Genomic DNA, 25,670 nt, shown 5'->3' with positions numbered 1-25,670 from the left:
AAATGGGCCCAGGGGTCCGGGAGACGAGTTCCGTCGCAGCCTTGCACCCCTGGGCCTCACGATCGCTCGCCCCGAGCGGCCGACTGGCCTTCTGCCTTCTACCCGCGGAGGCTGAGCGCGGCTGCTCGATCAGCAGCCGCAGGATGCGGGTGTCGAGTGTGTTCACCGTCACGGTCCGTTGGCCTTCCTCTGGCCCGCGCTTCCCGGCCTGGACTGTGCCAATGGCTCAGTCCATCACGATCGAGTTGAGCCACCGCGTGCGGTGATGCTTTCCTCTGCGGAGAGATGGCGCTGCGCAGCGCCGGAACGGCGACGGAGCCGGACCGGACCCGCGGCGCCTTTGCCATATCTGAAGAGGGCGTGTGAACAGCAAGGGGGGCGGGGCGACCGTCATGAAGAGCATGACCGGCCTGCAGCGGATGTTTGTGGCCCCCGATCCGGGGCGCGTGCGAGTGCGCGTCTCGACGCGAGCGGTGCTCGGCGTCGCCCTCGCCGTCGCCGCAGCCGAGCTGGCCGGGCTCTCCCTGATCGCCTCGATCACCGGCGGACTCGCCGCGCTCCTCGCGCTCTTCACGCTCGGCGACCCGACCGTGCGCCGCCAGGCCGTCACCACCGCCCTGCTGCCCGCCGCCGGCTTCCCCATCCTCGCGCTCGCGACCGCTCTGCACGAGCTGCCGCTGCTGCGCGCCACCGCCTGGCTCAGCGTGGTCTTCTGCGGCGTCTACGCCAGGCGCTGGGGCCCGCGCGGGCAGGCACTGGGCATCTTCGCGTTCATGATGTTCTTCGTCACCCAGTTCCTGCACGCGGTACCGGCGCAGCTGCCGGAGCTGTACGGGGCGGTGGCGCTGGCCCTGACCGCCTCCTCGGCCGTCCGCTTCGGCCTGTGGTGCATCGAGCGGCGTACGCCGCCGCCCGCCGCGCCCGCGCCGCTCCCCGGCCGCGGGCTCGCCCGCCCCACCACCCGGCAGGCTTTCCAGGCGACCTTCGCCTGCGGCGTCGCGCTCGCCGCAGGGCTGCTGATCTCCCCGGACCGCTGGTACTGGGCCGTCGGCACCGCCTGGTGGATCTTCGTCAACACCGCGTCGCGCGGCGAGACCCTGGTCCGTGGCTTCCGCCGCGTCGTCGGCACCGTCACCGGTATCGCCGCGGGACTGCTGATCGCGGTCCCGGTCGGCGGCGCGCCGGCACCGACGGCCGCCCTGGTCGCGGTCTGCGTCTTCGGCATCTTCTACACGGCCACGCCCTCGTACAGCTGGATGATGTTCTTCGTCACCGTCATGGCCGGTCTGCTGTACGGGCTGCTGGGCGTCCTGCACCCGGGGCTGCTGCTCCTGCGCTTCGAGGAGACGGCGGTCGGCGCGCTCGGTGCGGCCCTCGGTGTCGCGTTGATTCTGCCCGTCACCACCCATACCGCGACCGACGCGTGGATCCGGCGCGCACTGCACTGCGTCCACGGCTGCACCACCGCGGCCGCGCGCCGACTGGCCGGGGAGGAGGAGGCCGATCCGGCGCCGCTCGCCGCCGAACTGGAGCTGCTGCTCGGCCGGGTACGGCTCTCGCTCGCCCCGCTCGTCCATCCGCTCAGCCCGCTGCGCGCCCGCAAAGCGCGCGCCCGCCAGGTGATCGCGCTGCTCGACGACTGCGCCCGCGAAGTCCGCGGCCTCGCCACCGTCGCCGCCGACCCGGACGCCTCCCACGACGCCCGGCTGGCCGCCGCTTGCCGGCGCGTCGAGGCCGCCGTACACGCGCTGGTGCCGCCTGCCACCCGGCAGACGAAGGCCTCCGTCGACTCCGTGCGGGCGCCGCAGCACCACCCAGGGGCCGAGGCCGCCCTCACCCATCTGCACGGGCTGGAGCGGGCGCTCGCGGAGCTCGACGCGCCCCTGCGCACCTCTCCCCGCGCCCCCCTCGTACCTGCCTGACCTGCCACAACGACACAAGCCGCGGAATGAGGCACATTCACCTGGCACACACAGGGTGGATCAGTCTGTTCAAGGGGTAACCAGAGCGGCATCCACGTACGTCCCCTCCAGGACCGGGGGTACGCGCCATGCGGAAGTCTCTGCTCAGAGCCCTGCGCCGGACCGGTGCACGGGTGTCAGCGCACGAATCGGCGGACGCTCCGGCGCCGGAAGTCCGCTGCCCCATGGGCCACTCCGAGCAGCCGGCGGGCGGCCCGCCCGCCACCCGCGGTGAGCTGGTCGAAGAGGCCGAGGAGTTCATCCGGCTCCATCACCGCGAGGAGCCGTCGGCCGGTGACCCGGCGGGCCGGATCGCCGCCGTACGCGCGGAGATCGAGGCGACCGGCACCTACCGCCACACCCCGGCCGAACTCGTCTACGGCGCACGCGTCGCCTGGCGCAACAGCAACCGCTGCATCGGCCGGCTCTACTGGCGCTCCCTGCGTATACGCGACCGCCGGCACATCGACGACGCCGACTCCGTGGCGCGCGAGGCGGCCGACCATCTGCGCGAAGCCAACAACGGCGGCCGGATCCGCCCGCTCATCACCGTCTTCGCCCCGGACGCGCCGGACCGCCCAGGACCGCGGATCTGGAACGAGCAGCTCGTACGGTACGCGGGCTACGCCGGCGACTACCGGCCCGCCGTCGGCGACCCGCGCAACGCCGGGATCACCGAGCTCGCCCTCAGGCTCGGCTGGCCGGGCGGCCCGGGCACACACTTCGATCTCCTGCCACTGGTGATCGAGGACGGGGACGGCAAACCGCGCTGGTTCGAGCTGCCGCGCGACGCCGTACTCGAAGTCGAGCTGCACCACCCGGAGCAGAGCTGGTACGCGGGCCTCGGCCTGCGCTGGCACGCCGTACCCGCGATCGCGAACATGTGCCTGGAGATCGGCGGGATCTGCTACCCCGCCGCTCCCTTCAACGGCTGGTACATGGGCACCGAGATCGGCGCCCGCAACCTCGCGGACACCGACCGCTACGACCTGCTGCCGCGTATCGCCGAGCAGTTGGGCCTGGACACGACGAACGACCGCTCGCTCTGGAAGGACCGCGCACTGGTCGAGCTGAACCGCGCGGTCCTGCACTCCTTCGACCTCGCGGGAGTCACGGTCAGCGACCACCACACCGAGTCGCGCCGCTTCCTCACACACCTGGACCGGGAGCAGAGCCGGGGCCGTGTTGTGGGCGCGGACTGGTCGTGGATCGTGCCGCCGATCTCGGGCTCCGCCACACCCGTCTTCCACCGGACGTATGACACGACCCAATGGCGTCCCGCCTATGTCCACCACCCGGAGGCGACCGCGCGCGCCCGCGGCGAAGGAGACGCGTAGCCGGAGTTGGTCTAGACCGCCTGCTACCGTCGGCCGGGCAGCAGGCGAATCAGTGGCGGAGAGGGGAATGCTGTGGGCGACAAGAGCGCCGGACGGGCTTTCATCGGGTCGTTCACCTCGGCCGGAGGCCGCGGGATCATCACGGCCGCCGTGGACGGGGAGACCGGGGCCCTGACGGAGACGGGGGCGAGCGACGCCGTCGCGGACCCGTCGTATCTCGCGCTCACGTCCGGCGGCACGGTCCTCTACGCCGTCTCCGAGACTGCGGAGGGCGCGGTGGGGGCTTTCGAGGCGGACGGGCCGTCGCCGCGGCCGATCGGCGCGCGCGTGCCGGTGTGCGGCGCGGGACCCACGCATCTCGCGATCGCCTCGGGCCATCTGGTGACCGCCAACTACGGTTCCGGCAGCGTCAGCGTGCTCCCGGTCGGGTCCGACGGCGAACCGGTCGCCGCCAGCGGCGTACTGCAGCACGAAGGCTCAGGGCCGCACCCCGACCGGCAACGCGGCCCGCACGCGCACCAGGTACTGCCCGATCCGACCGGGCGCTGGGTGCTCAGCGTCGACCTCGGCACGGACTCCGTACGGATTTGCGTGCTGGACCCCGAGTCGGGCGAGCTGACGAAGCGCGGCGAGACAGCCCTGCGCCCCGGAACCGGACCGCGCCATCTCGCCTTCCACCCCGCCGGCGGCCACGCCTATGTGCTGAACGAGCTCGAGCCGACCCTCACCGTCTGCCGCTGGGACGCGGACTCTGGCGTCCTCGAACCGCTCGGCGAGACACCGGTGCTGCCGGACGGCGCGGCCGGGCCCAGCTACCCGTCCGCGGTGGTTGTCTCGCACGACGGCCGCCATGTCTGGGCGGCCAACCGCGGCCATGACAGCATCGCCGTCCTCGCGCTCGACGAGACGCACGAGAAGGCGGAGCTGATCACGACGGTGCCGTGCGGCGGGCACTGGCCGCGCGACCTGGCCCTGGACCCCACAGGACGCAGGCTGTACGCCGCCAATGAGCGCTCCGGAGACGTCACCTGGTTCGACATCGACCGGACGGGCGTTCCGCGCAGGTCGGGCTCCCTCGACGTCCCCGCCGCCTCCTGCGTGATCTTCGCCTGACCGTCGCCGGGGTGTTGCGCAGGGCCCGCACCGTTCGCGTGGTGCGGGCCCTTCTGCGTACGTACGGCGGAGCCGTCAGAAACTCGGCGAGCCCTGAGGCTGCGGCGCGATGCCCAACGCGGTCGCGTACTGCGACAGCACCAGCTTTCCGATCGCCGGGTAGGCCCCGAGCGCCTCGGAGGCGGCGCAGCCCGCCTCCTTCACGGCCGAGTCGAGCAGGCCCACGGGCAGCTCCGGGCCCACGAGGTACGGCGCCAGGGCGAGCTGCACCGAGCCGGAGCCGCGCAGCTGCTCGGCGATCGCGCCGACCGCGCCCTCGTGGTCGAGCGCGGCGGCCATCACCGGCACCGCGAGACGCGCGGCCAGCAGCATGCCGGTGATCCCGGCGGCCTGGACGGCCTCCTCGCCGCCGACCGTGGCCAGGATGATGCCGTCGGCCGCCGTGGCCACGGTGAACAGCCGGGCACGGTCGGCACGCGCCAGACCGGCCTCCGAGAGCCGGACGTGCAGGGCTTCGGCGAGCAGCGGGTGCGGGCCGAGGACATCGGTCAGCTCGGCGCTCGCGCGGCTGTCCATGACGGCCTGGCGGATCCGGCGCATCAGGACGTTGTCCGGGCCGGCGAGAAGGGGCACCACAACGGCGGCGGGGCCCTCGGGCGCGGCCACTTCACGGCCGGCGGCCTGCGCGATCTCGTACCGCTCGGTGCGCCGGGCGGCGGTGTGCGCGAGGACGCCTTCGAGCGTGGGGTACTCGGCGTTGTCCCCGTCGAGATAACCGATGCCGACCTCGAGGCCCGGCAGCTCGGAGCGAGCGATGCTTATGACCTCTTCGGCCAGGCTGCGCGTGGCGGGCGCGGGAGCGCCGGGCACGGCGAGCACGAGCGCGGGCGCGCCCTCAGGAGCCGCTACGGGCTCCGGGCGGCGGTGCCGCCCGGTCTGTCGGGGTCGCGGCATTCGTACAGGCAGGCCGGATGCAGGCCCAGTGGGGGAGCTCATGGCGCCGCATGCTACTGGTTTTGGGGGCGCGACTGTTCGGGGAGGGGGCGGTCAAGCGTCATCTGTCCGCATTTATCCGATGAATGGTGTACGCCTCAGCTGTCCTGCTCTGTCGGTACGTGCAACAGAGTCGGATGGCGCGGCAGCCGCAGCGAATCGGTGGCGAGCGCGGACGCGATGAGCAACGAGCCGGTGAGCGGATCGCCGGCCGCGGACACCGTCCGTGCGTACGGCAGTTGTCCGGCAAGCTCCGCCCTCAGCGGTACGAGAAGAGGGGCACCCATCCTGAACAGCCCACCGGTGAGGGCGACTTCGCATCCCTCGGGCACATCGGTGGCCGACGGGCAGACAGCCGCGGCCGACTCGGCGATATGCCGGGCGGCCGCCGCGAGGATGTCCGCCGACACCTCGTCGCCGTCCGCAGCGCACCGGCCGACCTCCGGCGCAAAGGAGGCCAGCACCGCGGGACGGTCGGAGCGCGGGTACAGCAAACCCGGCAGCTCCTGCGCCGGACCGAACACCGACTCCATCCTGGCCAGCAGGGCTGCGGAACCGCCACGCCGTCCGTCGTGGGCGCGCAGCGCGGCCTCCAGCCCGGCCCGGCCGATCCACGCGCCGCCGCCGCAGTCGCCCAGCAGATGACCCCAGCCGTCGGCCCGGCGCCAGTCGGACAGGTCGGTGCCCAGCGCGATCAGGCCCGTGCCCGCCGCGACGACCGCCCCGGGCCGCTGGCCGAGCGCACCGGCGTAGGCCGTGACCGCGTCGGCCGCGAGCGCCAGGCGCCGTACACCCAACGACTCGGCCAGTGCCGCGGGGAGCTCGGCGCGCAGCCGGTCGCCGAGCGTCGCCATCCCGGCGGCGCCGATCGCGACCGCGGACACGGTGCCGCCCCCCGCCCGGTCGAGCAGGGTGCGCGCCATCGGCAGCAACTGCTCCAGCAGATGCTCCGCGTCGATGCCCGCGGCACCGGTGCGCACCGGCTCGCGCGACACCTCGGTCTCGGCCTTCTCCGGGTTCCCGGCTTCGGCCAGCGCGACACGCAGCCCGGAACCCCCGGAGTCGACTCCGAGTACCCGGCTCACGCTCACGGAAGCTGCCAGTCCACCGGCTGCGCCCCCTGGCGTTGAAGGAGCTCATTGGTCCGGCTGAACGGACGCGAGCCGAAGAAGCCGCGGTCCGCGGACATCGGGGAGGGATGCGAGGACTCGATCGCCGGAAGGTCGCCGAGCAGCGGACGCAGATTGCGGGCGTCACGCCCCCACAGCACGGACACCAGGGGCTTGCCGCGTGCGGCAAGGGCCTGGATGGCCTGCTCGGTCACTTCCTCCCAGCCCTTGCCGCGGTGTGCGGCGGGCTTGCGGGGCGCGGTGGTGAGCGCCCGGTTCAGCAGCAGCACCCCCTGCCGGGTCCAGGGTGTGAGATCCCCGTTGGTGGGACGGGGGTGCCCCAGGTCCGCGTGCATTTCCCGGAAGATGTTGTCCAGGCTGCCGGGCACCGGCCGCACCTCGGGTGCCACCGAGAAGCTCAAGCCCACGGCATGCCCGGGGGTGGGGTACGGATCCTGACCCACGATCAGGACACGCACCTCGTCGAAGGGCTGCTGGAAGGCGCGCAGCACATTCGGTCCGGCCGGCAAGTAGGTGCGCCCCGCGGCGATCTCCGCGCGCAGGAAGTCGCCCATCGCGGCGACGCGTTCAGCCACTGGAGCGAGCGCATCGGCCCACCCGGGCTCGACGATTTCTTTCAACGGTCGTGCTGCCACGGGGCGTCACTCTACTGGTGCGGCGACGGTGCGTTTCACGCCATGGCCGCCGCCCGCACACAGAGCACATCCGGCAGATGGGAGGCGAGCAGCTGCCAGCTGTCGCCGTCGTCCGCGCTCGCGTACACCTCGCCGTTGCGATTGCCGAAGTAGACACCCGCCGGATCCGCGTCGTCCGTGCACAGCGCGTCCCGCAGCACCGTCCCGAAGTGGTCCCCTTCGGGCAGCCCGGCCGACAGTGCCTCCCAGCTGCTGCCCGCGTCGTTCGTACGGTAGACGCGGCAGCGACGCCCGGCAGGCACCCGGTCCGCGTCCGCCGTGATCGGGAAGACATAGGCGGTGTCGGGACGGTGCGGATGCGCGGCGACCGCGAAACCGAAGTCGGACGGCAGACCCGCGCCGATGTCTGTCCACTTGGCACCCGCGTTGTCGCTGCGGTACACGCCCCAGTGATTCTGCAGATACAGGCGGTCCAGATCGCCGGCGTCCTGCGCGATCTTGTGGACGCACTGCCCGAACTCCGGATTGGGGTCGGGCAGGAAGACCGCCGACACTCCCTGGTTGGACGGCGCCCAGCTGGCCCCGCCGTCCTTGGAGCGGAACACCCCGGCCGTCGACACGGCGACCGTCACGGCCTCCGGGTCACGGCGGTCCGTGACCACTGTGTGCACCGCTTCACCGCCGCCGCCCGGCACCCACTGCGAGCGGGTCGGGTGCTCCCACAGGGGCCGTACGAGCTCGAAGGTCTCGCCGGCGTCGTCCGAGCGGAACAGTGCGGCGGGCTCCGTGCCCGCGTACACCACGTCAGGCGTGGCGGGACCGGCCGGATGCAGCTGCCAGACCCGTTCCAGGGACGCTCCGGTGTCCTTGGGGAACTTCACCGCCGGCTTCGTCGGCTCGATCCACGTCTTGCCGAGGTCGTCCGAGTGGAACACCGAAGGGCCCCAGTGCGCGCTGTCGCCGCCGACCAGCAGCCGGGGCACGGATCGGCGCGTATCGATCCCGATCGAGTACACGGCCTGCGCATTGAAGTGCGGGCCGTCGAACTCCCACGTGCCACCGCGTCTGCGGCCGATGAAGAGCCCTTTTCGAGTGCCTACAGTCAGAAGTACATCGGTCATGGCCGATACCTCCAGGACGCCGTTGTCTCGGATAGGGGCCAGTCTGCACCCGCCCACTGACAGTGGCCCGTGGGCGGCTCTCGCGCAGGTCGGCCCGGAGGGAAAGCTCGGGACGGCTCGGTCGACGACAGAACCGACTCAGGTCCTCAGTGCAGACCGGCCGGGGCCCGGGAACTCATCGGTGCCGCCGGGGCGAATCTGCCGGAGCCGTGCAGTCCGCGCAGAGCGGCGGCGCAGGCGAGGCCCAGCGCGAGCAGTGCCAGCCAGGGCAACGCGGACAGCCCCGCGTTCCGCACCGCGAGCAGCGGCAGGAAGGCCGCCCAGGCGGTGACGCGAGTCTGGAACAGGATCGTGCCGAGCCGGCCACCGCGAAGAGCATCGCGGTGGCCGCCGTACCGCCTCCTCAGCTGCCCCCGAGCCGCCGCACCTCCAGCGGCAGTCGACGCGGTACGTGACGTCATTCTGCGGCTCATGGAGTACGGCACTCTTTGGACGCGGAAAGCATCGCTGGACGAACCCGCGCGCGACAGGGTGGCTGATGACCTGCGGCAGTCTCTGGAGCTGCTGGAGCAATCACTGACGCGGTTCGTGACCAACGGCGGGCCGGGATACCTTTGGGCGCGGTTCCCGGCACCTATTTGTGCTTGCCGTTGTAACTCGACAAAACGGTGCCGGGGTTGGAGTCGAGCCCGCATCCCATGCAGAGCCAGCGGGTGCCTCCGGGCTGACGTAGGCCACGCGCGCTCGTGCCCTAGCCGGAATGGGGTCCCGAGTGAGAATTCCGGTCAACAGACGCGGGCGGGATGCTCTGCTCGTACTGGAAGACGTTGTGGGGGTCGTACTTCGCCTTGATCTTGCGCAGCCGGTCGAAGTTGGATCCCCAGTAGGCGGTCTCCCAATCCTGCACTCCGATGTTCGGCACGTTGACGTAGGCGCCGTTCACGTAGGGCCGCAGTGCCTGGCTGAACTCGGCGATCCAGGTCTGGGCAATCGGGGTGATCGGGTCGTTGCAGTCTGATTGTCCACGAGTCCCCCAGCCGGCGCCGGGCTCGGAATAGAAAAGCGCGTTGCGATGCGGGAACGCCGTGCCGCCGCGGGGGCTCCTCTGAACCGCCCCACCGAAGGCCTGGACGAAGAAGTTGCTGTCATCCGAGGGGGCGTCTCGAATGAATGAGTCGACCAGGCTGATCGCTTTCTCCGGGAACGGCTTGGTGGTGAACTGCGAGAAGAACTTCCAGTTCGCTGGCTCGACCGCGGTCGGAATCTGGAATCCCGCATATACGTCGCCCCAGTTACCGGTCTGCGCCGTGACATCGGGGTTGCCGATCGACAGGATCGGGGCGAGCAGCTCCTTCGCTTCTTCCTCCGACCCTTCCGCGAGAACCGCGAACAGCAGGATCACGCCTCTGTGGAACTCAAGCTGGGTTCCGAGGCGGTTGTCGGCGAACGGCGCCGTACGCTGATATGCGTCGAAGAGCTCATGCAGGTCATCGAGGCCGGTCCATGTCGCTTGCACATAAGCGACGCTCTTTAGTGGAGCCACCTTATAGGTGAGTGAGGTGATGATCCCGAAGTTGCCGTTTCCCGCCCCGCGGAGCGCCCAGAGCAGGTCCGAGTGGTTCTTCAAGTCCACCGTGATCGCCTTGGCGCAGTCGTCACCCGACGCGACGACAATCTCAGCCGCCTTCAGGCTGTCGCAGGCCATGCCGAGGTAGCGGGTGAGGAAGCCGAAGCCGCCGCCGAGCGTCGCACCGGACAGGCCTACGCTGCCCTCCGTTCCGGTCGTCACCGCGAGGTCCTGCTTCGCGAGCGTGGTCACCGCTTCCAACTGGTTGAGCCCGGCGCCGAGTGTCGCGATACGAGAGTCAGTGTCGATGTGGACCGACTTCAACTCGCTGACGTCGATCACGATGCCGTTGTCTACGTTCGACCAGCCCTCAAGGTGGTGGCGGCCGCTCCGCACCCGCAGCGCGACGTCGTTCTGCCGCGCCCACGTGAGGGCGTTGACCACGTCCTGGGTCTCCTGGGCATAGACGATGACCAGCGGATAGTGAACGAAGAGCTCGTCCCAGCCGAGGCTTGCATCTGCGTACCCGGGGTCGTTGGGACGGACGATGCGGCCGGTGAGCTCCGCCGGCTCACATTTCGGGCTTCGGGTCCTTTTGACCGCGGCGCTCGCGCCCGGGGCGCCTGCGACCGTAATGCCCGGAATAGCGACCGCGCCGGCGCCTGCGGCCGCCGTCGCCTTCAGCAGGCCGCGACGAGAAAAATCGTGCATGGTCATGGTCCGTTTCCTCTCGACCGGACTACGCCAGTATTTGGCAAAGGCAGATCCTGTCCGCCGGCCGGCGCGTAAAATCCTTTGTGGACAATTCCTGGCGGCCCGCAGAGTAACAAGGGTGACCCTGGGCGGTTTTACCCGACACGCTAATTGAGGACGATATGCTGAAGAAGGATCTATGTGTGGGCGTGAATTAGCCCAGCCGGGTGGATCCGGCGAGGCTCGATATTCGTGCTGTCGGAGTGGTGGTCATCTGTCGTGACTTCGGCGACCGCGGTGCGCGCGCTGGACCTGTCGACATGGGCGGCGTCAAGTGGTGGGTGCACCACCTTCTTCGAGCAGTCTGTGAATACCGGTTACATCGGAGTGGCACGTGGTCGGCGAGGTCCGTGAGGCGGGCGGGTGTGGCTGTCCGGGACGGTCCTTGATGCCGCCAGGATTGAAACCCTCCAGCTTCGCCCAGAAGCCGCGGCCGTCCGGGACCAGCGGCCGGGCGACCCGCAGGACGGCGTATTGCCGACCAGGCCGGAGAGGGTGGCATGGGCGGGGGTCACATCGGTGGTGATCAGAGACTGCATCGTTCCGCTCTCGTCGCAGCGATCAGGGGTCGGCGAATTCGGGGTGCAGGCCGTCGTGAACCCTGTGCCGGGTGCCGGGTGCCGGGTGCCGGGTGCCAAGGGACAGGGTGAGAGGGAGCTCGGGCACTGACGACCGGGACGGGTCGCCGACGACTACAGCCTGAGGATCGCTGCCTGATGTGGATCCGGAGAGGCATGGCCGCCATGCCCGCCACCATCGGAGGAGCCGATTCCACGAGGATTCGCGCCGGCCGCCGCCGAGTCCGGGCCGGGTGAGCACGGCGCTGCGAGGATCGGGCCGTCCTGGGGTTGCCTCGAGAGGCATTCGCCTCCGGGATGCGGCGCATCCTCGCCGTTGTCGTGGTCCGAAGCAGGGCCGGGAGCGGCGTCGGCGGCGGAGCCGGGAGTGTCCTGCTGCGCGACGGCGACCGCGGAGGTCATCGTCGCGGGAGAGATGTGCCCGGAGCCGCCTTCCACCCCGATGCCGTGCGTGTGGAGGACGCCGAGAAGCAGGATGCCGAGCCACCACAGACGCGACGTGCCTGCCCCGAGGCGGCTGCGTCGTACGCCGACGGGCGACCGGGCCGAGATCATAACGCGATGCGAACTCTACGTGCGCTACTCGCTACGCATGCGGACCCGGAGCTTTCTGTGCATCACCCGGGGGGCGCACCCAGGTGACAGGTGCCATGTGAGTGCGCGCGGCAACAGGGTTGCGAGAACCGGCGGGATGCGGCCGCCGGCTCTCGGGTGCACACGTCAGACGGACCGGTGGTACTGCTCGGGGATGCGGATGTCGCCGCCGAGCTCCCGGGCGGCGTGCCTGGCCCAGGACGGGTTGCGCAGCAGCTCGCGGCCGAGCAGGACCGCGTCCGCCTCGCCGTTCGCCAGGATCTTCTCGGCCTGCTCGGCCTCGGTGATCATGCCCACCGCGGCGACCGGGAGACCGGCCTCCCTCTTGACCCGCGCGGCGAACGGCACCTGGTAACCGGGGCCGGTCGGGATGCGGACCCGCGCGGCGTTGCCGCCGGTCGAGACATCGAGCAGATCGACACCGTGCTCTTTCAGCAGCGAGGCGAAGCGCACCGTGTCGTCGGCCGTCCAGCCGGCCTCCTCCAGCCAGTCGGTGGCGGAGATACGGAAGAACAGCGGCAGCTCCTCGGGCCATACGGCGCGCACCGCGTCGACGACCTCGAGCGCGAAGCGGACTCGGTTCTCGAAGGAGCCGCCGTACTCATCGTCGCGGTGATTGCTGTGCGGGGAGAGGAACTCGCCGATCAGATAGCCGTGTGCGCCATGGATCTCGGCGATCTCGAACCCGGCGTCCAGGGCGCGGCGGGCCGCGTCGGCGAACTGCCCGGCGATCTCCCGTATCTGATCAACCGTCAGTTCGTCGGGGACGGGGTGCCCCTCGTCGAACGGGAGCGGACTGGGTCCGAGTGGCTGCCAGCCGTGCTCATCGGCCCCCACCGGCGCGCCACCCTTCCAGGGGCGGTCCGTCGACGCCTTGCGGCCGGCGTGCGCCAACTGGATTCCGGGAACGGTGCCCTGGCTCTTGAGGAAGGAGGTGATCCGGCGGAACGCCTGGACCTGGGCCTCGTTCCAGATGCCGAGGTCGGCGGGGCTGATCCGGCCCTCGGGGCTGACGGCGGTCGCCTCGGTCAGGATCAGTCCCGTGCCGCCGGTGGCGCGGGCGGCGTAGTGGGCAAAGTGCCAGTCGTTCGCCACGCCGGCGTTCGGCCCGAACACCTCGGCCGAGTACTGGCACATCGGCGCCATCCAGGCGCGGTTGGGGATGGTCAGCGATCGCAGGGTGTAGGGCTGGAACAGCGCGCTCACGGCGGACTCCATTCGGGGCGGGACCGGTGTACGACTCGTACGATACCCATCGTAGTACGGAGGGTGTCAAACTACGAGAGGTTTCGTACAAGATGCGGTTCCGTCGCGCGCGGGGGCACTACTCGCGGATCTCCTGGGTGCAGCACTTCGCTCCACCGCCCGCCTTGCGGAACTCCGAGAGGTCCACCGGGGCGGGGACATAGCCGCGCGCTGCGATGCTCTCCATGAGGCCCGTCGCGTCCTGGGCGATCACCACATTGCGTCCGTCGGAGAGGGAGTTGAGCCCAAAGGCGAGTGCGTCCTCCCGCGTGGATGTGATCGCGTGCGGGAAGAGAGCCTTGAGTACCTTCTGACTTCCCTCCGAGAAAGCCGCCGGGTAGTAGGCGATATTCTCGCCGTCAAGCGCGAACAATGCCGTGTCCAGGTGATAGAAATGCGGGTCGACAAGGTGAAGACTCACCGTCGGCGCGCCGAAGAATTCCTGTACCTCGTGATGGGCCGCAGGAAGGGTGCGGAATCCGGTGCCGGCGAGGATGTATCCGCCGACCGGGGTGAAGTCGCCTTCTCCTTCGCAGGTGTAGGACGGAACGCGTGTCTCGAATCCGGCGTTTTCGAACCATTTCCGGTAGTGGGCGGCCTCCGGTTGCCGCTCGGGTGCGTGGAACTGCGCGCCGAACACCTTGCCGTCGAGTACGAGTGCCGAATTGGCTGCGAACACCATGTCGGGGAGGTCGGCGACCGGTTCCACCGTCTCCACGGTGTGGCCCAGTTCGCGGTACAGGGATGTCAGCGCGTTCCACTGCTTTCGGGCCATGCCGAAATCGACCGGCTCCTCCGATGTCATCCATGGGTTGATGGCGTACCGGACGTCGAAGTACTCCGGCGGGCAGACAAGATATCGGCGCTTCGTCGCTGTACGGATGGGCGGCATCCTCGATTTCCTTTCGCCGTGTTGCGGGGACACCGACCACGGTATTGATTTGTGACGGACAGTGACAAGATGAATGAGTTGCGTGCATCCGCAACTATGTTGCGCGTACGAGGCTTTGAGCCACCACTTGTTAAGCGGTGTCGGGTGCGAGGCGTCCCGATCCGGCCTCCGGGCTGCCCGGCAGGAGGTGTGTGAGCACGATGAAGCTGTTGGTGGCCTTCACGAAGGACTCCGAGCGGATCCGCTCCAGGATGTCTTCGAAGTGCGCGACATCCAGTGCTCTGATGTGCAAGATCGCGTCGGCGCGCCCGGTGACGGTCACAGCCGACTGGATCTCGGGATGGTTGCGAACGACCTCCGCCAGCCTCCTCGGCGGGGCGGCGTCGTCACAGAACACCTCCACATACGCCTCGGTGTGCCAGCCCAGCGCTGAGGGCTTCACCACCGTGGTGAAGCCCGTGATCACCTCTTGCTCCCGCAGCCGGTCCACCCGGCGCTTCACGGCGGGCGCCGACAGGCCGATCGACACGCCGATCTCCCTCAGGCTCGCCCGCGCATCCGCCATCAGCGCCGCGATGATCTTGCGGTCGAGTTCGTCCAGCTCAGCTCCGCGCCGGGACATGGAGTCATCTCCTCCTTCGGGGTGCACCGCGCGTCGCGCCACGGCAGAGCGCACAGTAGCCCGTGGGTGCACTCAGGGCGCGGGAGTGGCTCGACGCGGCGTCGGGCGGCGTCCTGCGCCCGACTCGTACGAGATTCTTCGTATTACGATGTGTATCAAACTACGAGAGGTCTCGTACAATGGAGTTCCTTCGATGAAGTGGAGCCGCCGTGACCACCGCGACAAGCCCCCGCGTGCTCGCCCACCCCACGGGCGACGAGATCCGCCTGGAGAACGTGCTCCACGCGCTCTCCGACCCGATGCGGATGCGCGTGGTACGTGACCTTGCGACGGCAGAGGTGAGCCTGTCGTGTTCGCACTTCGATCTGCCCGTCACCAAGTCCACGACCACCCACCACTTCCGCGTGCTGCGCGAGAACGGCGTGATCCAGCAGACCTACCAGGGCACCTCAAAGATGAACGAGCTGCGCCGCGACGATCTGGACGCGCTCTTCCCCGGACTGCTCGACTGCATCCTCGGTGCGGCGGCACACCAGGCGGACCGTCTCGGCGACGGCGACAAGCAGGCCGTGTCCGGAGCGGGTTGACATCGAGCGCACTCCAAGTGATGAACTCCCCGCCACGGCAACGGCAACGGCCCTGGCCGCGGATCTCTGGGGGTAGGCATGACTGACACTTCCGACTCTCCTGTCACTCTGATCACGGGGGGTGGCAGCGGTATCGGAGCGGCAACAGCCCGGCAGCTGCTGGACCAAGGGCACCGGGTGACCGTCACCGGACGCGGCCAGGACCGGCTCCGCCGGTTCGCCGAGGAACTGGGCAAGCCGGCCGGCCTGTTGACGATCGTCGGAGACGCGGCCGACTACGACTCGGTCCGGTCGGCCGTCGAAGCCACCGTCAAGGAGTTCGGGCGGCTGGACACCGTCGTCGCCAACGCCGGTTTCGCCACTCATGACACCCTCGCCGACGGCGACCCCGCCGGATGGCGCGAGATGGTGCTGACCAATGTGCTCGGCCCCGCTCTGCTCATCAGGGCCGCTCTGCCCGCCCTGAAGGAGACGCGCGGGCGGATCGTTCTCGTCGGCAGCGTGGCGGGCTTCGTCAACACCCCGGGCAATATCTACGGAGCGACCAAGTGGGCGGTGACCGGCCTCGCCGAGAACACCCGCCGCATGGTCACCGAGCACGGCATCGGCGTGACCCTGATCGCTCCGGGACGGGTGGAGACTCCATTCTGGGACGGCATGGGCAGCCTTCCTCCCGGGATTCTGCTGACCGCCGACCAGCTCGCCGAGTCCCTCGTGTGGGCCATCGGGCAGCCGAGCGGAGTCGACGTCAATACCGTCGTCGTCAGGCCGATCGGGCAGCCCGTGTGACCGGGCGGGCCCCGCACACAGCCTTCTGCAGCAGGCTTCAGACGTGCGTGGCGCCACCCGCCGCACTCAACAGACCTGGCCAGTCGGCGATTTTCACGGACCGCCGGCCGAGCGTCAGTCCCAGTGCCGACTCCGCCGCCTCGATCGCCATCCAGCCCGGCCACGGGACCGGCTGGTGCCCCGACTCCCGCAGTACGGCCAGCGGGTCGGCGGCGACGGGGCGCAGCGTGAGCATCGCCGCGTCGTCGAGCAGTGACGCCACCGTCTCCTTGGCGCACGGCCGGTTGGTGCCGATCACTCCGGTCGGACCGCGTTTGATCCACCCAGCCACATACTCCCCGGGCGACGGCACACCGCCCCGCAGCACCCGTCCGCCGGTGTGCGGCACCGTGCCGTGCTCGGCGTCGAACGGCAGACCCGCCGGCGGCACTCCGCGGTAGCCGACCGCCCGCAGCACCAGTTGCGCCTCGATCTCCTCGTACCTGCCGGTGCCCCGAACGCCTCCGTCGCCGTCCGGAACGGTGCGCTCGAACCGTACGCCCGCCACCCGCCCGCCGTGCTCCAGCAGCTCCACCGGACGCAGGAAGAACCGCAGATGGATCCGGCGGTCCTGCCCTCGCGGCGGCTGCCCGGCCCAGCCGCGTACGACGTCGAGATTGCGGCGGTTGACCGCCGGCAGGGTGGTGGGTGCGCTGCCCGATGGATCGGCGTACGCCGGGTCGAGCGCGAGGTCCTCGGGCTCGACCATCACTTCCGCCGCGGGCAGTGAGCCGAGCTCGCGCAGCTCCTTGGTGGTGAACTTCGCCTGCGAGGGGCCGCGCCTGCCCACCATGTGCACCTCGCGCACCTGGCTGACCGCGAGCGCGCCGAGCGCCGCCTGGGGCACATCGGTGGCGCGGAGCTCCTCCGCGCCCCGGGCGAGGATACGGGCCACGTCGACGGCCACATTGCCGACGCCGATCACCACGGCCGAACGGGCGCCGAGCACAAAGCCGTTGCCCGACGCATCGGGATGTGCGCTGTACCACGAGACGAATTCGGTGGCCGAGTGGCTGCCGGGCAGATCCTCGCCCGGCACGCCGAGCCGGCGGTCCTTGGCGGCGCCGACGCAGTACACAACCGCGTGGTAGAGCTCCAGCAGCCGCCCGGGGTCCAGCCCGTGCGTGCCCACCTCCACATTGCCGATGAAGTCGATCCGCTCGTGTTCGAGCACAGTGCGCAGATTGTTCTGGAGGGACTTGATCTTCTCGTGGTCGGGCGCGACCCCGTAGCGCACGAGTCCGTACGGGCAGGGGAGCCGGTCCAGGACGTGCACACGCACATCCGGCACCCGACTCTGCTGGACTAGGGACTGCGCGGCGTAGACCCCACTGGGTCCCGATCCGACGACGGCGACGCGAAGCACAGCTGCGCTCCTTCCCGCAGGGGGGATTCCAGCATCGCACCGGTGGGCGGAGATGGGGGAGATGCGCTAACGGGGTGTGTTGTGGCGTCGTGGCGCGCGTGCCGCCACAAAGAGTGATGTTTTGCCTGGTTGCGTGCTAATTGTGCAAGAAACTACGTTTCTTAACGTTAGTGATCGGTACGAACCGATTGAGGCGTTGCCGTACCCGCCGGTGTGGGAGCTGCAGGGGCGCGGCACGGTCACCTGTGGCACGGGCTCGCTCCAGGGGGCGTGCGAGGTCGCCCCGCCCTGGTTCAATGTCCGGCTGACCTTTGCCGACGGTGCCCGGCTCGATGTTCTCGCCGTCGTCACCGACGGGCGGATCGCCATCGAAGAATTGCGGGCCGACCCGCCCCTGCCGCTGGAGGGCTTCGCGGTGCTCGCCGACCGGCTCAGGGATCCACTCGAGGACGCCTGCCGGGTGGCCATGGAGCAACCCGGGGCAGAGGAGGCGGCTCCGGTCGCGCCCGGCGACACCGGGCGGGCGGACGCGCCAACGCCCGACCGCCGTCGGGCCCGCCCCGCAGTGCCGCGCGGCAGCGCCCTTCGACGGATCGCGGCCGACGTCTACCGGGCCGCGCAGCAGGACGGGCGCGACCCCGTGCTCGCGGTGATGGGCGCCACCGGGCGAAGTCGCCGTAGGTCGCTCCGGCTCATCGCGGGCGCCCGGGACGAGGGGTATCTCGCGCCGCGCCACAACCGCCGCAGGGCCGACCCGGCGACCATGCCGGAACCGGTGCGTGTGTCCGACCCGGACGACGGGCCCGACGGGGTGGACGGGCCCGACGGGGTGGACGGGCCCGACGGGGTGGACGGGCCCGGCGGGGTCGAGGTGCCCCTCACATCGAACGCATCCGGTTGATCTCGCTCGTCTGCTGCGCGATCACATCGTTCGCCATCTCCTCGACGAGGACGTTGTTCCCGTCCGAGAGGACATCGGTGGCCATCGTGATCGCACCCTGATGGTGGGTGATCATCAGCGTCAGGAAGAGTTCGTCGAACGCCTTGCCCTTCGCCGCGCGCAGCTGGGCCAGTTGGGCCGGGGTGGCCATTCCGGGCATTGCGCCCGGACCGTGGTCATGACCGCTCTTCACCTTCGCCCCGCCGTTGCTTTTGAGCCACCCCTGCATCGCAGCCAGTTCCGGCTTCTGTGCGGCGGCTATGCGCTCCGCCAGCCGCTTGACCTGCGTCGATCCAGCGCGATCCGGTGCCAGTGCGGTCATCTGCAGCGCCTGGCCGTGGTGCGTGATCATCATCTGTGCGTAGGAGACGTCCGCCGCATTGGGAGTGTCGTCCGGAGCGGCCTTCGCGGCCTCCTCCGCCGAGAGTGTCTTGGCCGGCTCGCCCGGCTTCCCGGGTGCCACCACGGACGGCCCCGCTGCCCCCTTGGCCTTGGCGGGAGCGTCGGAATCCGACTCGCAGGCGCCCAGGGCGAGTACGGCGGCAGTGACCGCTGCCGCGACGACGGACCTGCGGGCACGCGCGGTCCTACGGCGGTTCAACACGGTGACCTCCTGAGGCACTTGGGGTTTCTGGAGACCGTCCTAGCACGCTTCCGCGCACCGTTGATCAAGAACTTTCATTACGTCTCTGTTGCCATCTATTGAGATGTACATGGAAAGGAAGATACTGCCGAGGGTCCGTGAACCGTTCAACTGCGAACGGATACAAGGGAGGACGCAGTGACCCTGTTGCACACCACCCGAGTGCGGCGCAGACGTCTGGGCGTGGCGGCAGCCGCGGCCGGGCTCCTTGCCACGCTGCTGGCGGCCGGACCCGCGGTCGCCACACCAGACCCCGGGGACGCGCCCGCCCAGGAGAAGGTCTCCTCGGAGCAGGCCGCCGAAGCCAGATCGGCCATCGCAAGCGGCGAGATACCCCCTGTCGACGCAGTCGTCCACAGCGACAATGTCGAGCACCTCACCAACATCCCCAAGGACGCCCTCAAGGGCACCAATTCAGACCTGGCCTTCCAGGGCAAGTACGCCTTCGCGGGCAACTACGACGGCTTCCGGATCTTCGACATCAGCAACCCGAGGGCCCCGAAGACCGTTTCGCAGGTCCTGTGTCCCGGATCGCAGAACGACGTCTCGGTCTCCGGTGACCTGCTCTTCCTCTCCACCGACTCCTCGCGCAACGACAACTCCTGCAACAGCGTTTCGCAGCCCGCGACGGAGAAGTCGTCCTGGGAGGGCATGAAGATCTTCGACATCAGCGACAAGGCCAACCCCAAGTACGTCGCCGCAGTCGAGACCGCGTGCGGATCGCACACGCACACCATCGTGCCGGAGCGTCGCAACGTCTACATCTACGTCTCCTCGTACTCGCCGAGCGTGACCTTCCCGGACTGCCAGCCGCCGCACGACGGAATCTCCGTCATCAAGGTGCCGCGCAAGGCCCCCGAGAAGTCGGCGATCGTGAACTTCCCGGTGCTCTTCCCGGGCGAGGGCCCCGACGGCGGCGGCAACCCGGGCTCGCCCACCAACCCGGGCGTCTCCAAGACCACCGGCTGCCACGACATCACGGTGCTGCCGTCCAAGGACCTGGCCGCCGGCGCCTGCATGGGTGACGGCATCCTGTTCGACATCGAGGACCCGGAGCACCCGAAGGTCATCGACCGCGTCCAGGACAACGTGAACTTCGCGTTCTGGCACTCGGCGACCTTCAACCAGCGGGCCAACAAGGTCGTCTTCACCGACGAGCTCGGTGGCGGCGGCGCGGCCACCTGCAACGCCCAGATTGGGCCGAACCGCGGCGCCGACGGCATCTACGACATCGTTGGCAGGGGCGACCATCGCAAGCTGGTCTTCCGCAGCTACTACAAGATCGGCCGCTACCAGGCGGACACCGAGAACTGCGTGGCCCACAACGGCTCACTCATCCCGGTCAAGGGCCGCGACATCATGGTCCAGGCCTGGTACCAGGGCGGGGTCTCGGTCTGGGACTTCACCAACTCCTCGAAGCCCAAGGAGATCGCCTACTTCGAGCGCGGCCCGCTCAGCGCGGACACGATATCGACCGGCGGTGCCTGGTCGGCGTACTACTACAACGGCTACATCTACGCCAATGACATCGCCAAGGGCTTCGATGTGCTGAAGCTCGACGACCGTCGGACGGACCCGGCGAAGCGGGTGCGGATGCACGAGCTCAATGTTCAGACCCAGCCCGACTACTTCGACGACTTCGACCACTGATCCCGGGTCTCCTGATGCGTTCCGCCGGGCGGCCTGCCGCCCGGCGGAACGCCGAGTTCCCAGTCCAGCCCGTACCGCTGGAACAGCTCCGCGCGCAGCCGTGCCCGCGGCATCGGTGCGCCGGGCAGCAGCACCGCGAAGACCGCGCCCATCAGCAGGGCACGCAGCAGCGGGTAGTCGGCGTCGACATCGGGTGATCCGTACCGCTCCATCGTGTCCCGCAGCAGGAACGCGAGGCGTTGCTGCTCCGGGCCCTGCACAAAACCATCGGCCTGCAGTACCCCCGACATATGGGTCCGCATCAGAAGGGGATGGTCGACCGCCAGCCCCAGAATCGCGTCGATCGCCCGTGCCAGCCGCTCCCGCCCGTCATCGGTGCGCGGCTCGCGCTCGAGCGCCGCCTCGAGTGTCAGGTGCATCAAGCGGTGCACCGCCGCCTGCAGGAGCTGGCGCTTTCCGGGGAAGTAGTAGGAGACCAGTCCGCGCGCCGAGCCCGCCCGGTCGGCGATGTCGGCCAGCGTGGTGGCCTCGTATCCGCGCTCTCCGACGAGCTCCACCGTCGCCTGCAGAAGCCGTTCCCGGGAACGCCGACGAAGCTCTTCATTGACCGATGCGCTCCGCGGGGACATGCTTGACTCCTGCGTTGACTGGCTCCGAGCCAATATACTCAGGGCGTCCCACTGCGAGGCCTTGAGGGCCTGGTCAGCAGGGTGCTGCCCGAACCGGGCGACGCGGGGGATCGTCCGGTTCGGGTGATTTTGTCATGTCTTCAGTGTGCCTCCGTCGCTGTGGAGCTCAGTCGAGGGCTCAGCCGATGAGCCCGATCACCGGCCGCAGTCCCGTCGGCCGTTCCGCCACCGGAAGGTGGTCCACGAAGTGGACCGCGCAGCCCAGATCCGCGGCCCCGCCGTCCGCGGCCGGGTGGTCGCCCACCATCAATACATCGCGCGGGTCCTGGTCCAGCGCCTCGCAGGCGGTGCGGAACAGGCGCACATCGGGCTTCTGCACCCCGTGCTCGTACGACAGGACGTAGGCGTCCACCCAGGCGTCCAGGCCGTGGGCGCGGAAGACCGGCCGCAGGTCCCAGCCGATGTTGCTGACCACCGCGACGCCCATGCCCCGCTCCCGCAGCGCGCGCAGCACCTCGGCGGCGTCCGGATACGGGCGCCAGGCCGCGGGCTTCATATGGCGGTCGTAGAGCGCGTCGTACAGGCCCGCGTCCGGTAGCTCCACCTGCCGGGCAAGACCGGTGTACGCGGCCCGGTGCCGCTCCATGCTTTCGTCGCGGGTCGCCCACAACTCGGTGAGATGCGGCGGCAGCCGTTGTGGGAAGGACCCGCCGGGGAGTGCTCCGGCCGCCTCCAACTCATCCGCGTACCGGGAGAGTTCGACCTCGGGGACCGCACTGCCCCGCGCCTGGAGGACCGCGCTCAGCCAGTCCCGCGCGGACTCGATACGGAAGAGCGTTCCGGAGAAGTCGAAGAGCACACCTTTGATCGCCATGACCGCGATCCTTTCCGCCTCAGCGCTTCCGGGACAAGACCACACGCTCGTACGCGGCGGCCGACAGGGCCACCAGAGAGGCCCCCAACAGCCAGCCGCCCAGCACGTCCGAGGGCCAGTGCACGCCGAGATAGAGCCGGGTCAGGCCCACTCCGGCGACCGATACGACCGCGGCCGCGACGCTCCAGTGCCACAGCCGTCCGCCCACGCCGCGCCGCCTGAGCAACCACAGCAGCAGACCGCAGGTGACCATGGCCGTCATCGCATGACCGGAGGGGAAGGCCGCGTAGTGGGCCGAGTCGACCGGATCCGGCCACCGTGGCCGCTCCCGTCCGACGGCGGACTTCAGACCCTGCTGCACGAACGTGCCCACCGCGCTCGTTACCGCGACCCACAGTGCCGGCAGCCGCTCTCCCCGCCACCACAGCCACGCGGCGGCCGCGGCGATCAGGGCGCGCATCGCCCACGGGTCCCACACCCAGTCGGTGAGCACCCGGTTCACCCTGGTGAGCCCCGGCTCGGTCACCGCCCAGTGGTGCAGCCCGTCGGCGACGGTGCGGTCGAAGGAGACGAGAGGCGCCCAGGAGACCGCGACCAGAACCACCAGCACCACGGACACGACGGCGAGCACTGCACCCGTACGGGCCGGTACGGCGACCGGGTCGTGTGCCGGGGGAGTCGAGGGCGCCGGGCGACGGGAGTGCATGGGGTGATCCTCGCGGCTGACCGGCCCGTCGGGCTAACCCAGCGCGCGCAGGGCCGGCACGAATGCCACCAGCAGCGGAACCAGCGGCACCAGTGCGGCGGCCGCGGTCAGCCGCAGTTTGCGGCCGGCGGTGAGCCGCGGCGCCGGCGTCAGCAGCCGGTTGACGCGGTGCGGCAGCTGGGCGTCAGGCGTGGGGCAGGGCCCGAAAACCCCTCGATCCTCATTGAGTTCGACCAGAGCCAGCGCGATGGTGAGCCGGCCGAAGCGCTTCGACGCGACATCGTCGGCAGCCAGTTCGACCAGCCGGTGCATCTCGTCGCGGAACGCCGCGAACACCGGGATCTGCGGAAAGCCGTTGGCCAGCGCGGCCGAACAGTGCAGCAGCCAGTCGTGCCGCGCCTGCGCGTGCCCCTGCTCGTGCGCCAGTACGGCGTCGAGCTTACGGCCCTTCAGCCGGCGCAACGCGGCTGTGGTGATGACCAGTTGGGGCGCGGTGCCGGGCAGCCACCAGGCGTCGGGCCGTTCGCCCTCCAGTACGACCAGCGGTTCGCTGCCCGGCTCCTCGCCCGGCAGCATCGGGGAGCGCACAAGAAGTCCCATGCGCCGCCGCTTGCGCCGCACCTGGGTCCGGTGGATCTCCCGGGTGAGCATCGCGCCCGTCCAGAGGCCACCGCAGGCGAGGGCCACGGCGAGCAGGGCGGACCACGGTTCGTTCGCGCCGAGGGCGTACGCCTCGACCACGCCGTGCGGTGCGGCCGCGAAGACTTGACCCCGTACGAACTGCCAGGCCGCGGCCGCGCTGAAAGTCATGGAGAGCGCGAAGCACAGCAGCACGGCTGCCACTACGCACTGCCACACCCACAGGGCCACCACGGGCTCGCGCTCCGGCCAGTCGGTACGCGACACAAGTCGCGGGGCCACGACGGCGGCCAGTGCGCCGAGCAGCAGCAGCACGAGGGAGACCAACATGGGCGACAGCCTATGAGCGTGCGGCTACTTGCGGGTATGGCCGCGCAAGCCAAGTGATGTACGACACGGTTTCGGCGCGCCCGCGGTTCGGCGGACCGCGCCGCCGGCTCAGAGGGCGAGCAGCATCGCCAGCATGGCGAGACCCATGGTGAGCCGGCAGGCGAGCGCCAGCTCGGGGCGGGCACCCCAGGTGATGGTCGCCGTCGCCGCGCCGCCCGCAGGGGACGGCACGGGCATCAGCCGGACGCCCGAGCGCAGTACATACACGGTGTAGTACATGAGCAGCGCGCCGGTCAGCAACGGCATACCGACGGAGGAATGACCGGTGTGCCCGCCGCCCGGCGCCATCACCACCGCCATGTAGACCATCGCGAGCGAGCCGACGAGATGGTGCAGATGGTGCGTTCCGCGCCGGGCCGGCCACAGGGCGTGCAGCGCGGCCGCGCCGAAGACCGCGGCGTACACCGTCCAGGCCCACTCCGGCACCGTGAGCACGGCGGCGGACACGCCCATCGCGGCCATCCCGAAGCCCATCAGGGCCTCGCCGCCGGCCGCCTTGCGTGCCTCGCCGGAGCAACTGCGCATCCGCGCAAGGCAGTACGCGCCGGTCGCCCCGCACAGCGCGACGAGCAACCAGTCGGACATCGCAGGTCCGTGCACCGCGCACCTCCCCCTTCGACGGTGTCGAGTGGTCGATGCCCGGCCCTGCGTGACCTACGCGAGCGCACGGGGGTACGCGGGGAGCACACCCGGAAAGCGCGCCCGCCCCTCCGGCGCCCCTACACACCTCTGCTGTCGGACGCGGTGCTCACGGGCGGTACCGCGCTCACGGGCGGTACCGCAGCGGATGGTCGGCCGGCACCTCGACCAGCGCGATGCGGTGGCCGTCCGGGTCGGCGATCCACATCTCGATCAGCCCCCACGGCTCGCGCCGCGGCGGCCGCAGCACCTCGACACCGCGCCCCGACAGCTCTTCGTACGCCGCCGTGACGTCCGCGACCTGGAGCCACAGCTGTACGGAGCGCGAAGTCGCCGCCGCCGCACGCCCCGAGACCTCCAGATAGCCGCCGCCCAGGAAGTACACCGTGCCCCGCTCGGGGCCGGTGCCGAACTCCCGGTAGACCGGCAGGGCCAGCGTCTCGCCGTAGAAGCGGCGCGACCGCTCGGGATCGGCCGGGCGAAGCAGGATCCGGCTGCTCAGTACATGCACCATGCCCCGGACCCTAGGCCGAACGGCCGGGTTAGTCTCGTCGGACACCTGCACGCAGCGGAGAACGGACAGCCACCCCATGGACCCCGCACCACCCCGGTACTCCGGCGACCTCACCTACCGTGACGCGGTCGAGGCCGATGTGCCGGTACTCGTTCCACTGATCCAGTCCGCCTACCGCGGCGACTCGAGCCGGAGCGGCTGGACCACCGAGGCGGACATCCTGGACGGGCCGCGGACCGACCCGGAATCCGTGCGCGAGATAGTCACCGCTCCTGGCGGCACCCTCCTCGCTGTGGAGCGCGACGGCGAGCTGATCGCCTGCTGCCAGCTCGAACACCGCGGTGAGGCCGCGTACTTCGGCATGTTCGCGGTCCGTCCCGGGCTGCAGGGTGCGGGCCTCGGCCGCCAGATCATCGCCGAGGCGGAGCGCATCGCCCGCGAGCGCTGGAGTGTGCGCGAGATGCAGATGACCGTGATCTCGGTCCGGCACGAGCTGATCGCCTGGTACGTGCGCCGGGGCTACCGCCGTACGGGAAAGCTGAGCCCTTTCCCGTACGGCGACGAGCGCGTCGGCGTCCCGCAGCGCGACGATCTCGCGTTCGAGCTGCTGGTGAAGGACCTGTCCTAGGGCCAATACCGGTTACTTAGGGCTTTGGTATGCGTCTGACCCGTTTGGGTTTGGTGGCGTCGATGATGGTGATGGTCGGAACGTGTGGGCGATCCG

At 70.0% G+C, this 25,670-nt stretch carries 25 protein-coding genes and 2 pseudogenes; 8 read left to right on the top strand and 19 right to left on the bottom strand.

The genetic code is table 11. From position 1 onward, the window contains the following. The first annotated feature begins 419 nt into the window (after nucleotides 1-419). From AB0D12_RS21945 to AB0D12_RS21935, 3 genes are all read left to right on the top strand, one after another. Nucleotides 420-1,922: an FUSC family protein gene (locus AB0D12_RS21945; protein WP_362685769.1), complete on the top strand. Its 1,503-nt coding sequence runs from the start codon at nucleotides 420-422 to the stop codon at nucleotides 1,920-1,922. A 224-nt stretch (nucleotides 1,923-2,146) separates the two neighbouring features. Then, nucleotides 2,147-3,298, top strand: coding sequence for a nitric oxide synthase oxygenase (locus tag AB0D12_RS21940; protein ID WP_362685766.1), 1,152 nt, complete (start codon nucleotides 2,147-2,149; stop codon nucleotides 3,296-3,298). Between the two features lie 72 nt (nucleotides 3,299-3,370). Beyond that, the gene (locus AB0D12_RS21935) at nucleotides 3,371-4,411 is read left to right on the top strand and encodes a lactonase family protein (RefSeq protein ID WP_362685289.1); all 1,041 of its coding nucleotides are present in this window, start codon (nucleotides 3,371-3,373) and stop codon (nucleotides 4,409-4,411) included. Nucleotides 4,412-4,486: 75 nt separating this feature from the next. On the opposite strand, the gene AB0D12_RS21930 is transcribed toward AB0D12_RS21935, so the two are convergent. From AB0D12_RS21930 to AB0D12_RS21880, 11 genes and pseudogenes are all read right to left on the bottom strand, one after another. Beyond that, entirely contained in the window at nucleotides 4,487-5,407 is a 921-nt protein-coding gene (locus AB0D12_RS21930; protein WP_362685286.1) for a hypothetical protein, read from the bottom strand. A gap of 95 nt (nucleotides 5,408-5,502) precedes the next feature. Continuing rightward, entirely contained in the window at nucleotides 5,503-6,495 is a 993-nt protein-coding gene (locus tag AB0D12_RS21925; RefSeq protein WP_362685283.1) for a BadF/BadG/BcrA/BcrD ATPase family protein, read from the bottom strand. Further along, entirely contained in the window at nucleotides 6,492-7,169 is a 678-nt protein-coding gene (locus AB0D12_RS21920) for a uracil-DNA glycosylase (RefSeq protein ID WP_362685280.1), read from the bottom strand. The genes AB0D12_RS21925 and AB0D12_RS21920 overlap by 4 nt, the downstream gene beginning before the upstream one ends. Before the next feature lie 35 nt (nucleotides 7,170-7,204). Then, nucleotides 7,205-8,290: an exo-alpha-sialidase gene (locus tag AB0D12_RS21915; protein WP_362685277.1), complete on the bottom strand. Its 1,086-nt coding sequence runs from the start codon at nucleotides 8,288-8,290 to the stop codon at nucleotides 7,205-7,207. A gap of 146 nt (nucleotides 8,291-8,436) precedes the next feature. Continuing rightward, nucleotides 8,437-8,729 (bottom strand): annotated as a pseudogene (locus AB0D12_RS21910) (hypothetical protein); the annotation flags it as partial. A gap of 312 nt (nucleotides 8,730-9,041) precedes the next feature. Next, the gene (locus tag AB0D12_RS21905) at nucleotides 9,042-10,574 is read right to left on the bottom strand and encodes an FAD-binding oxidoreductase (RefSeq protein ID WP_362685274.1); all 1,533 of its coding nucleotides are present in this window, start codon (nucleotides 10,572-10,574) and stop codon (nucleotides 9,042-9,044) included. A gap of 411 nt (nucleotides 10,575-10,985) precedes the next feature. Beyond that, nucleotides 10,986-11,149, bottom strand: a pseudogene (locus AB0D12_RS21900) (pyridoxal-5'-phosphate-dependent protein subunit beta); the annotation flags it as partial. A 153-nt stretch (nucleotides 11,150-11,302) separates the two neighbouring features. Then, a complete protein-coding gene (locus AB0D12_RS21895; RefSeq protein WP_362685271.1) occupies nucleotides 11,303-11,743 on the bottom strand; it encodes a DUF6153 family protein in 441 nt (146 codons plus the stop codon). A gap of 165 nt (nucleotides 11,744-11,908) precedes the next feature. Continuing rightward, nucleotides 11,909-12,988, bottom strand: a complete 1,080-nt coding sequence (locus tag AB0D12_RS21890) for an NADH:flavin oxidoreductase/NADH oxidase (RefSeq protein WP_362685268.1) — start codon at nucleotides 12,986-12,988, stop codon at nucleotides 11,909-11,911. A 118-nt stretch (nucleotides 12,989-13,106) separates the two neighbouring features. Beyond that, nucleotides 13,107-13,919, bottom strand: a complete 813-nt coding sequence (gene ddaH / locus AB0D12_RS21885; protein ID WP_362685265.1) for a dimethylargininase — start codon at nucleotides 13,917-13,919, stop codon at nucleotides 13,107-13,109. A gap of 130 nt (nucleotides 13,920-14,049) precedes the next feature. Beyond that, complete coding sequence (locus AB0D12_RS21880) at nucleotides 14,050-14,541, bottom strand: Lrp/AsnC family transcriptional regulator (RefSeq protein ID WP_362685262.1); 492 nt, start codon at nucleotides 14,539-14,541, stop codon at nucleotides 14,050-14,052. A gap of 209 nt (nucleotides 14,542-14,750) precedes the next feature. On the opposite strand from AB0D12_RS21880, the gene AB0D12_RS21875 reads away from it, so the two are divergent. Further along, the gene (locus tag AB0D12_RS21875; protein WP_362685259.1) at nucleotides 14,751-15,128 is read left to right on the top strand and encodes a helix-turn-helix transcriptional regulator; all 378 of its coding nucleotides are present in this window, start codon (nucleotides 14,751-14,753) and stop codon (nucleotides 15,126-15,128) included. 78 nt (nucleotides 15,129-15,206) lie between these two features. Further along, entirely contained in the window at nucleotides 15,207-15,917 is a 711-nt protein-coding gene (locus AB0D12_RS21870) for an SDR family oxidoreductase (RefSeq protein WP_362685256.1), read from the top strand. Nucleotides 15,918-15,954: 37 nt separating this feature from the next. Here the strand turns inward: AB0D12_RS21870 and AB0D12_RS21865 are convergent, their stop codons facing one another. Next, on the bottom strand, nucleotides 15,955-17,322 hold the full coding sequence (locus AB0D12_RS21865; RefSeq protein ID WP_362685253.1) for an FAD-dependent oxidoreductase: 1,368 nt from the start codon (nucleotides 17,320-17,322) through the stop codon (nucleotides 15,955-15,957). 211 nt (nucleotides 17,323-17,533) lie between these two features. On the opposite strand from AB0D12_RS21865, the gene AB0D12_RS21860 reads away from it, so the two are divergent. Beyond that, nucleotides 17,534-18,223, top strand: a complete 690-nt coding sequence (locus AB0D12_RS21860) for a DUF6214 family protein (protein ID WP_362685250.1) — start codon at nucleotides 17,534-17,536, stop codon at nucleotides 18,221-18,223. On the opposite strand, the gene AB0D12_RS21855 is transcribed toward AB0D12_RS21860, so the two are convergent. Then, nucleotides 18,201-18,863: a DUF305 domain-containing protein gene (locus tag AB0D12_RS21855; protein ID WP_362685763.1), complete on the bottom strand. Its 663-nt coding sequence runs from the start codon at nucleotides 18,861-18,863 to the stop codon at nucleotides 18,201-18,203. The genes AB0D12_RS21860 and AB0D12_RS21855 overlap by 23 nt on opposite strands. 180 nt (nucleotides 18,864-19,043) lie before the next feature. Here AB0D12_RS21855 and AB0D12_RS21850 point away from each other — a divergent pair, with 180 nt between their 5' ends. Continuing rightward, a complete protein-coding gene (locus AB0D12_RS21850) occupies nucleotides 19,044-20,555 on the top strand; it encodes a hypothetical protein (RefSeq protein ID WP_362685247.1) in 1,512 nt (503 codons plus the stop codon). Here the strand turns inward: AB0D12_RS21850 and AB0D12_RS21845 are convergent. The 6 genes from AB0D12_RS21845 to AB0D12_RS21820 form a co-directional block, all read right to left on the bottom strand. Then, nucleotides 20,531-21,184 (bottom strand): helix-turn-helix domain-containing protein, encoded by a 654-nt coding sequence (locus tag AB0D12_RS21845; protein ID WP_362685244.1) that lies wholly within the window; start codon nucleotides 21,182-21,184, stop codon nucleotides 20,531-20,533. The genes AB0D12_RS21850 and AB0D12_RS21845 overlap by 25 nt on opposite strands. 178 nt (nucleotides 21,185-21,362) lie before the next feature. Further along, nucleotides 21,363-22,058, bottom strand: coding sequence for an HAD-IA family hydrolase (locus tag AB0D12_RS21840; protein WP_362685241.1), 696 nt, complete (start codon nucleotides 22,056-22,058; stop codon nucleotides 21,363-21,365). A gap of 19 nt (nucleotides 22,059-22,077) precedes the next feature. After that, nucleotides 22,078-22,764 (bottom strand): phosphatase PAP2 family protein, encoded by a 687-nt coding sequence (locus AB0D12_RS21835; RefSeq protein WP_362685238.1) that lies wholly within the window; start codon nucleotides 22,762-22,764, stop codon nucleotides 22,078-22,080. 33 nt (nucleotides 22,765-22,797) lie between these two features. Next, nucleotides 22,798-23,733, bottom strand: coding sequence for a M56 family metallopeptidase (locus AB0D12_RS21830; RefSeq protein ID WP_362685236.1), 936 nt, complete (start codon nucleotides 23,731-23,733; stop codon nucleotides 22,798-22,800). 108 nt (nucleotides 23,734-23,841) lie between these two features. Further along, entirely contained in the window at nucleotides 23,842-24,393 is a 552-nt protein-coding gene (locus AB0D12_RS21825) for a DUF5134 domain-containing protein (RefSeq protein ID WP_362685233.1), read from the bottom strand. Nucleotides 24,394-24,559: 166 nt separating this feature from the next. Then, nucleotides 24,560-24,946 (bottom strand): VOC family protein, encoded by a 387-nt coding sequence (locus AB0D12_RS21820; RefSeq protein WP_362685230.1) that lies wholly within the window; start codon nucleotides 24,944-24,946, stop codon nucleotides 24,560-24,562. A gap of 76 nt (nucleotides 24,947-25,022) precedes the next feature. On the opposite strand from AB0D12_RS21820, the gene AB0D12_RS21815 reads away from it, so the two are divergent. Continuing rightward, complete coding sequence (locus tag AB0D12_RS21815) at nucleotides 25,023-25,574, top strand: GNAT family N-acetyltransferase (RefSeq protein WP_362685227.1); 552 nt, start codon at nucleotides 25,023-25,025, stop codon at nucleotides 25,572-25,574. Nucleotides 25,575-25,670: the final 96 nt, after the last annotated feature.

The organism is Streptomyces sp. NPDC048479 (genome assembly GCF_040651435.1).
In the GTDB taxonomy this organism is placed as follows: domain Bacteria; phylum Actinomycetota; class Actinomycetes; order Streptomycetales; family Streptomycetaceae; genus Streptomyces.
The sequence above is the reverse complement of the archived record's forward strand: the minus strand, read 5'-3'. Positions and strand labels throughout refer to the sequence as shown.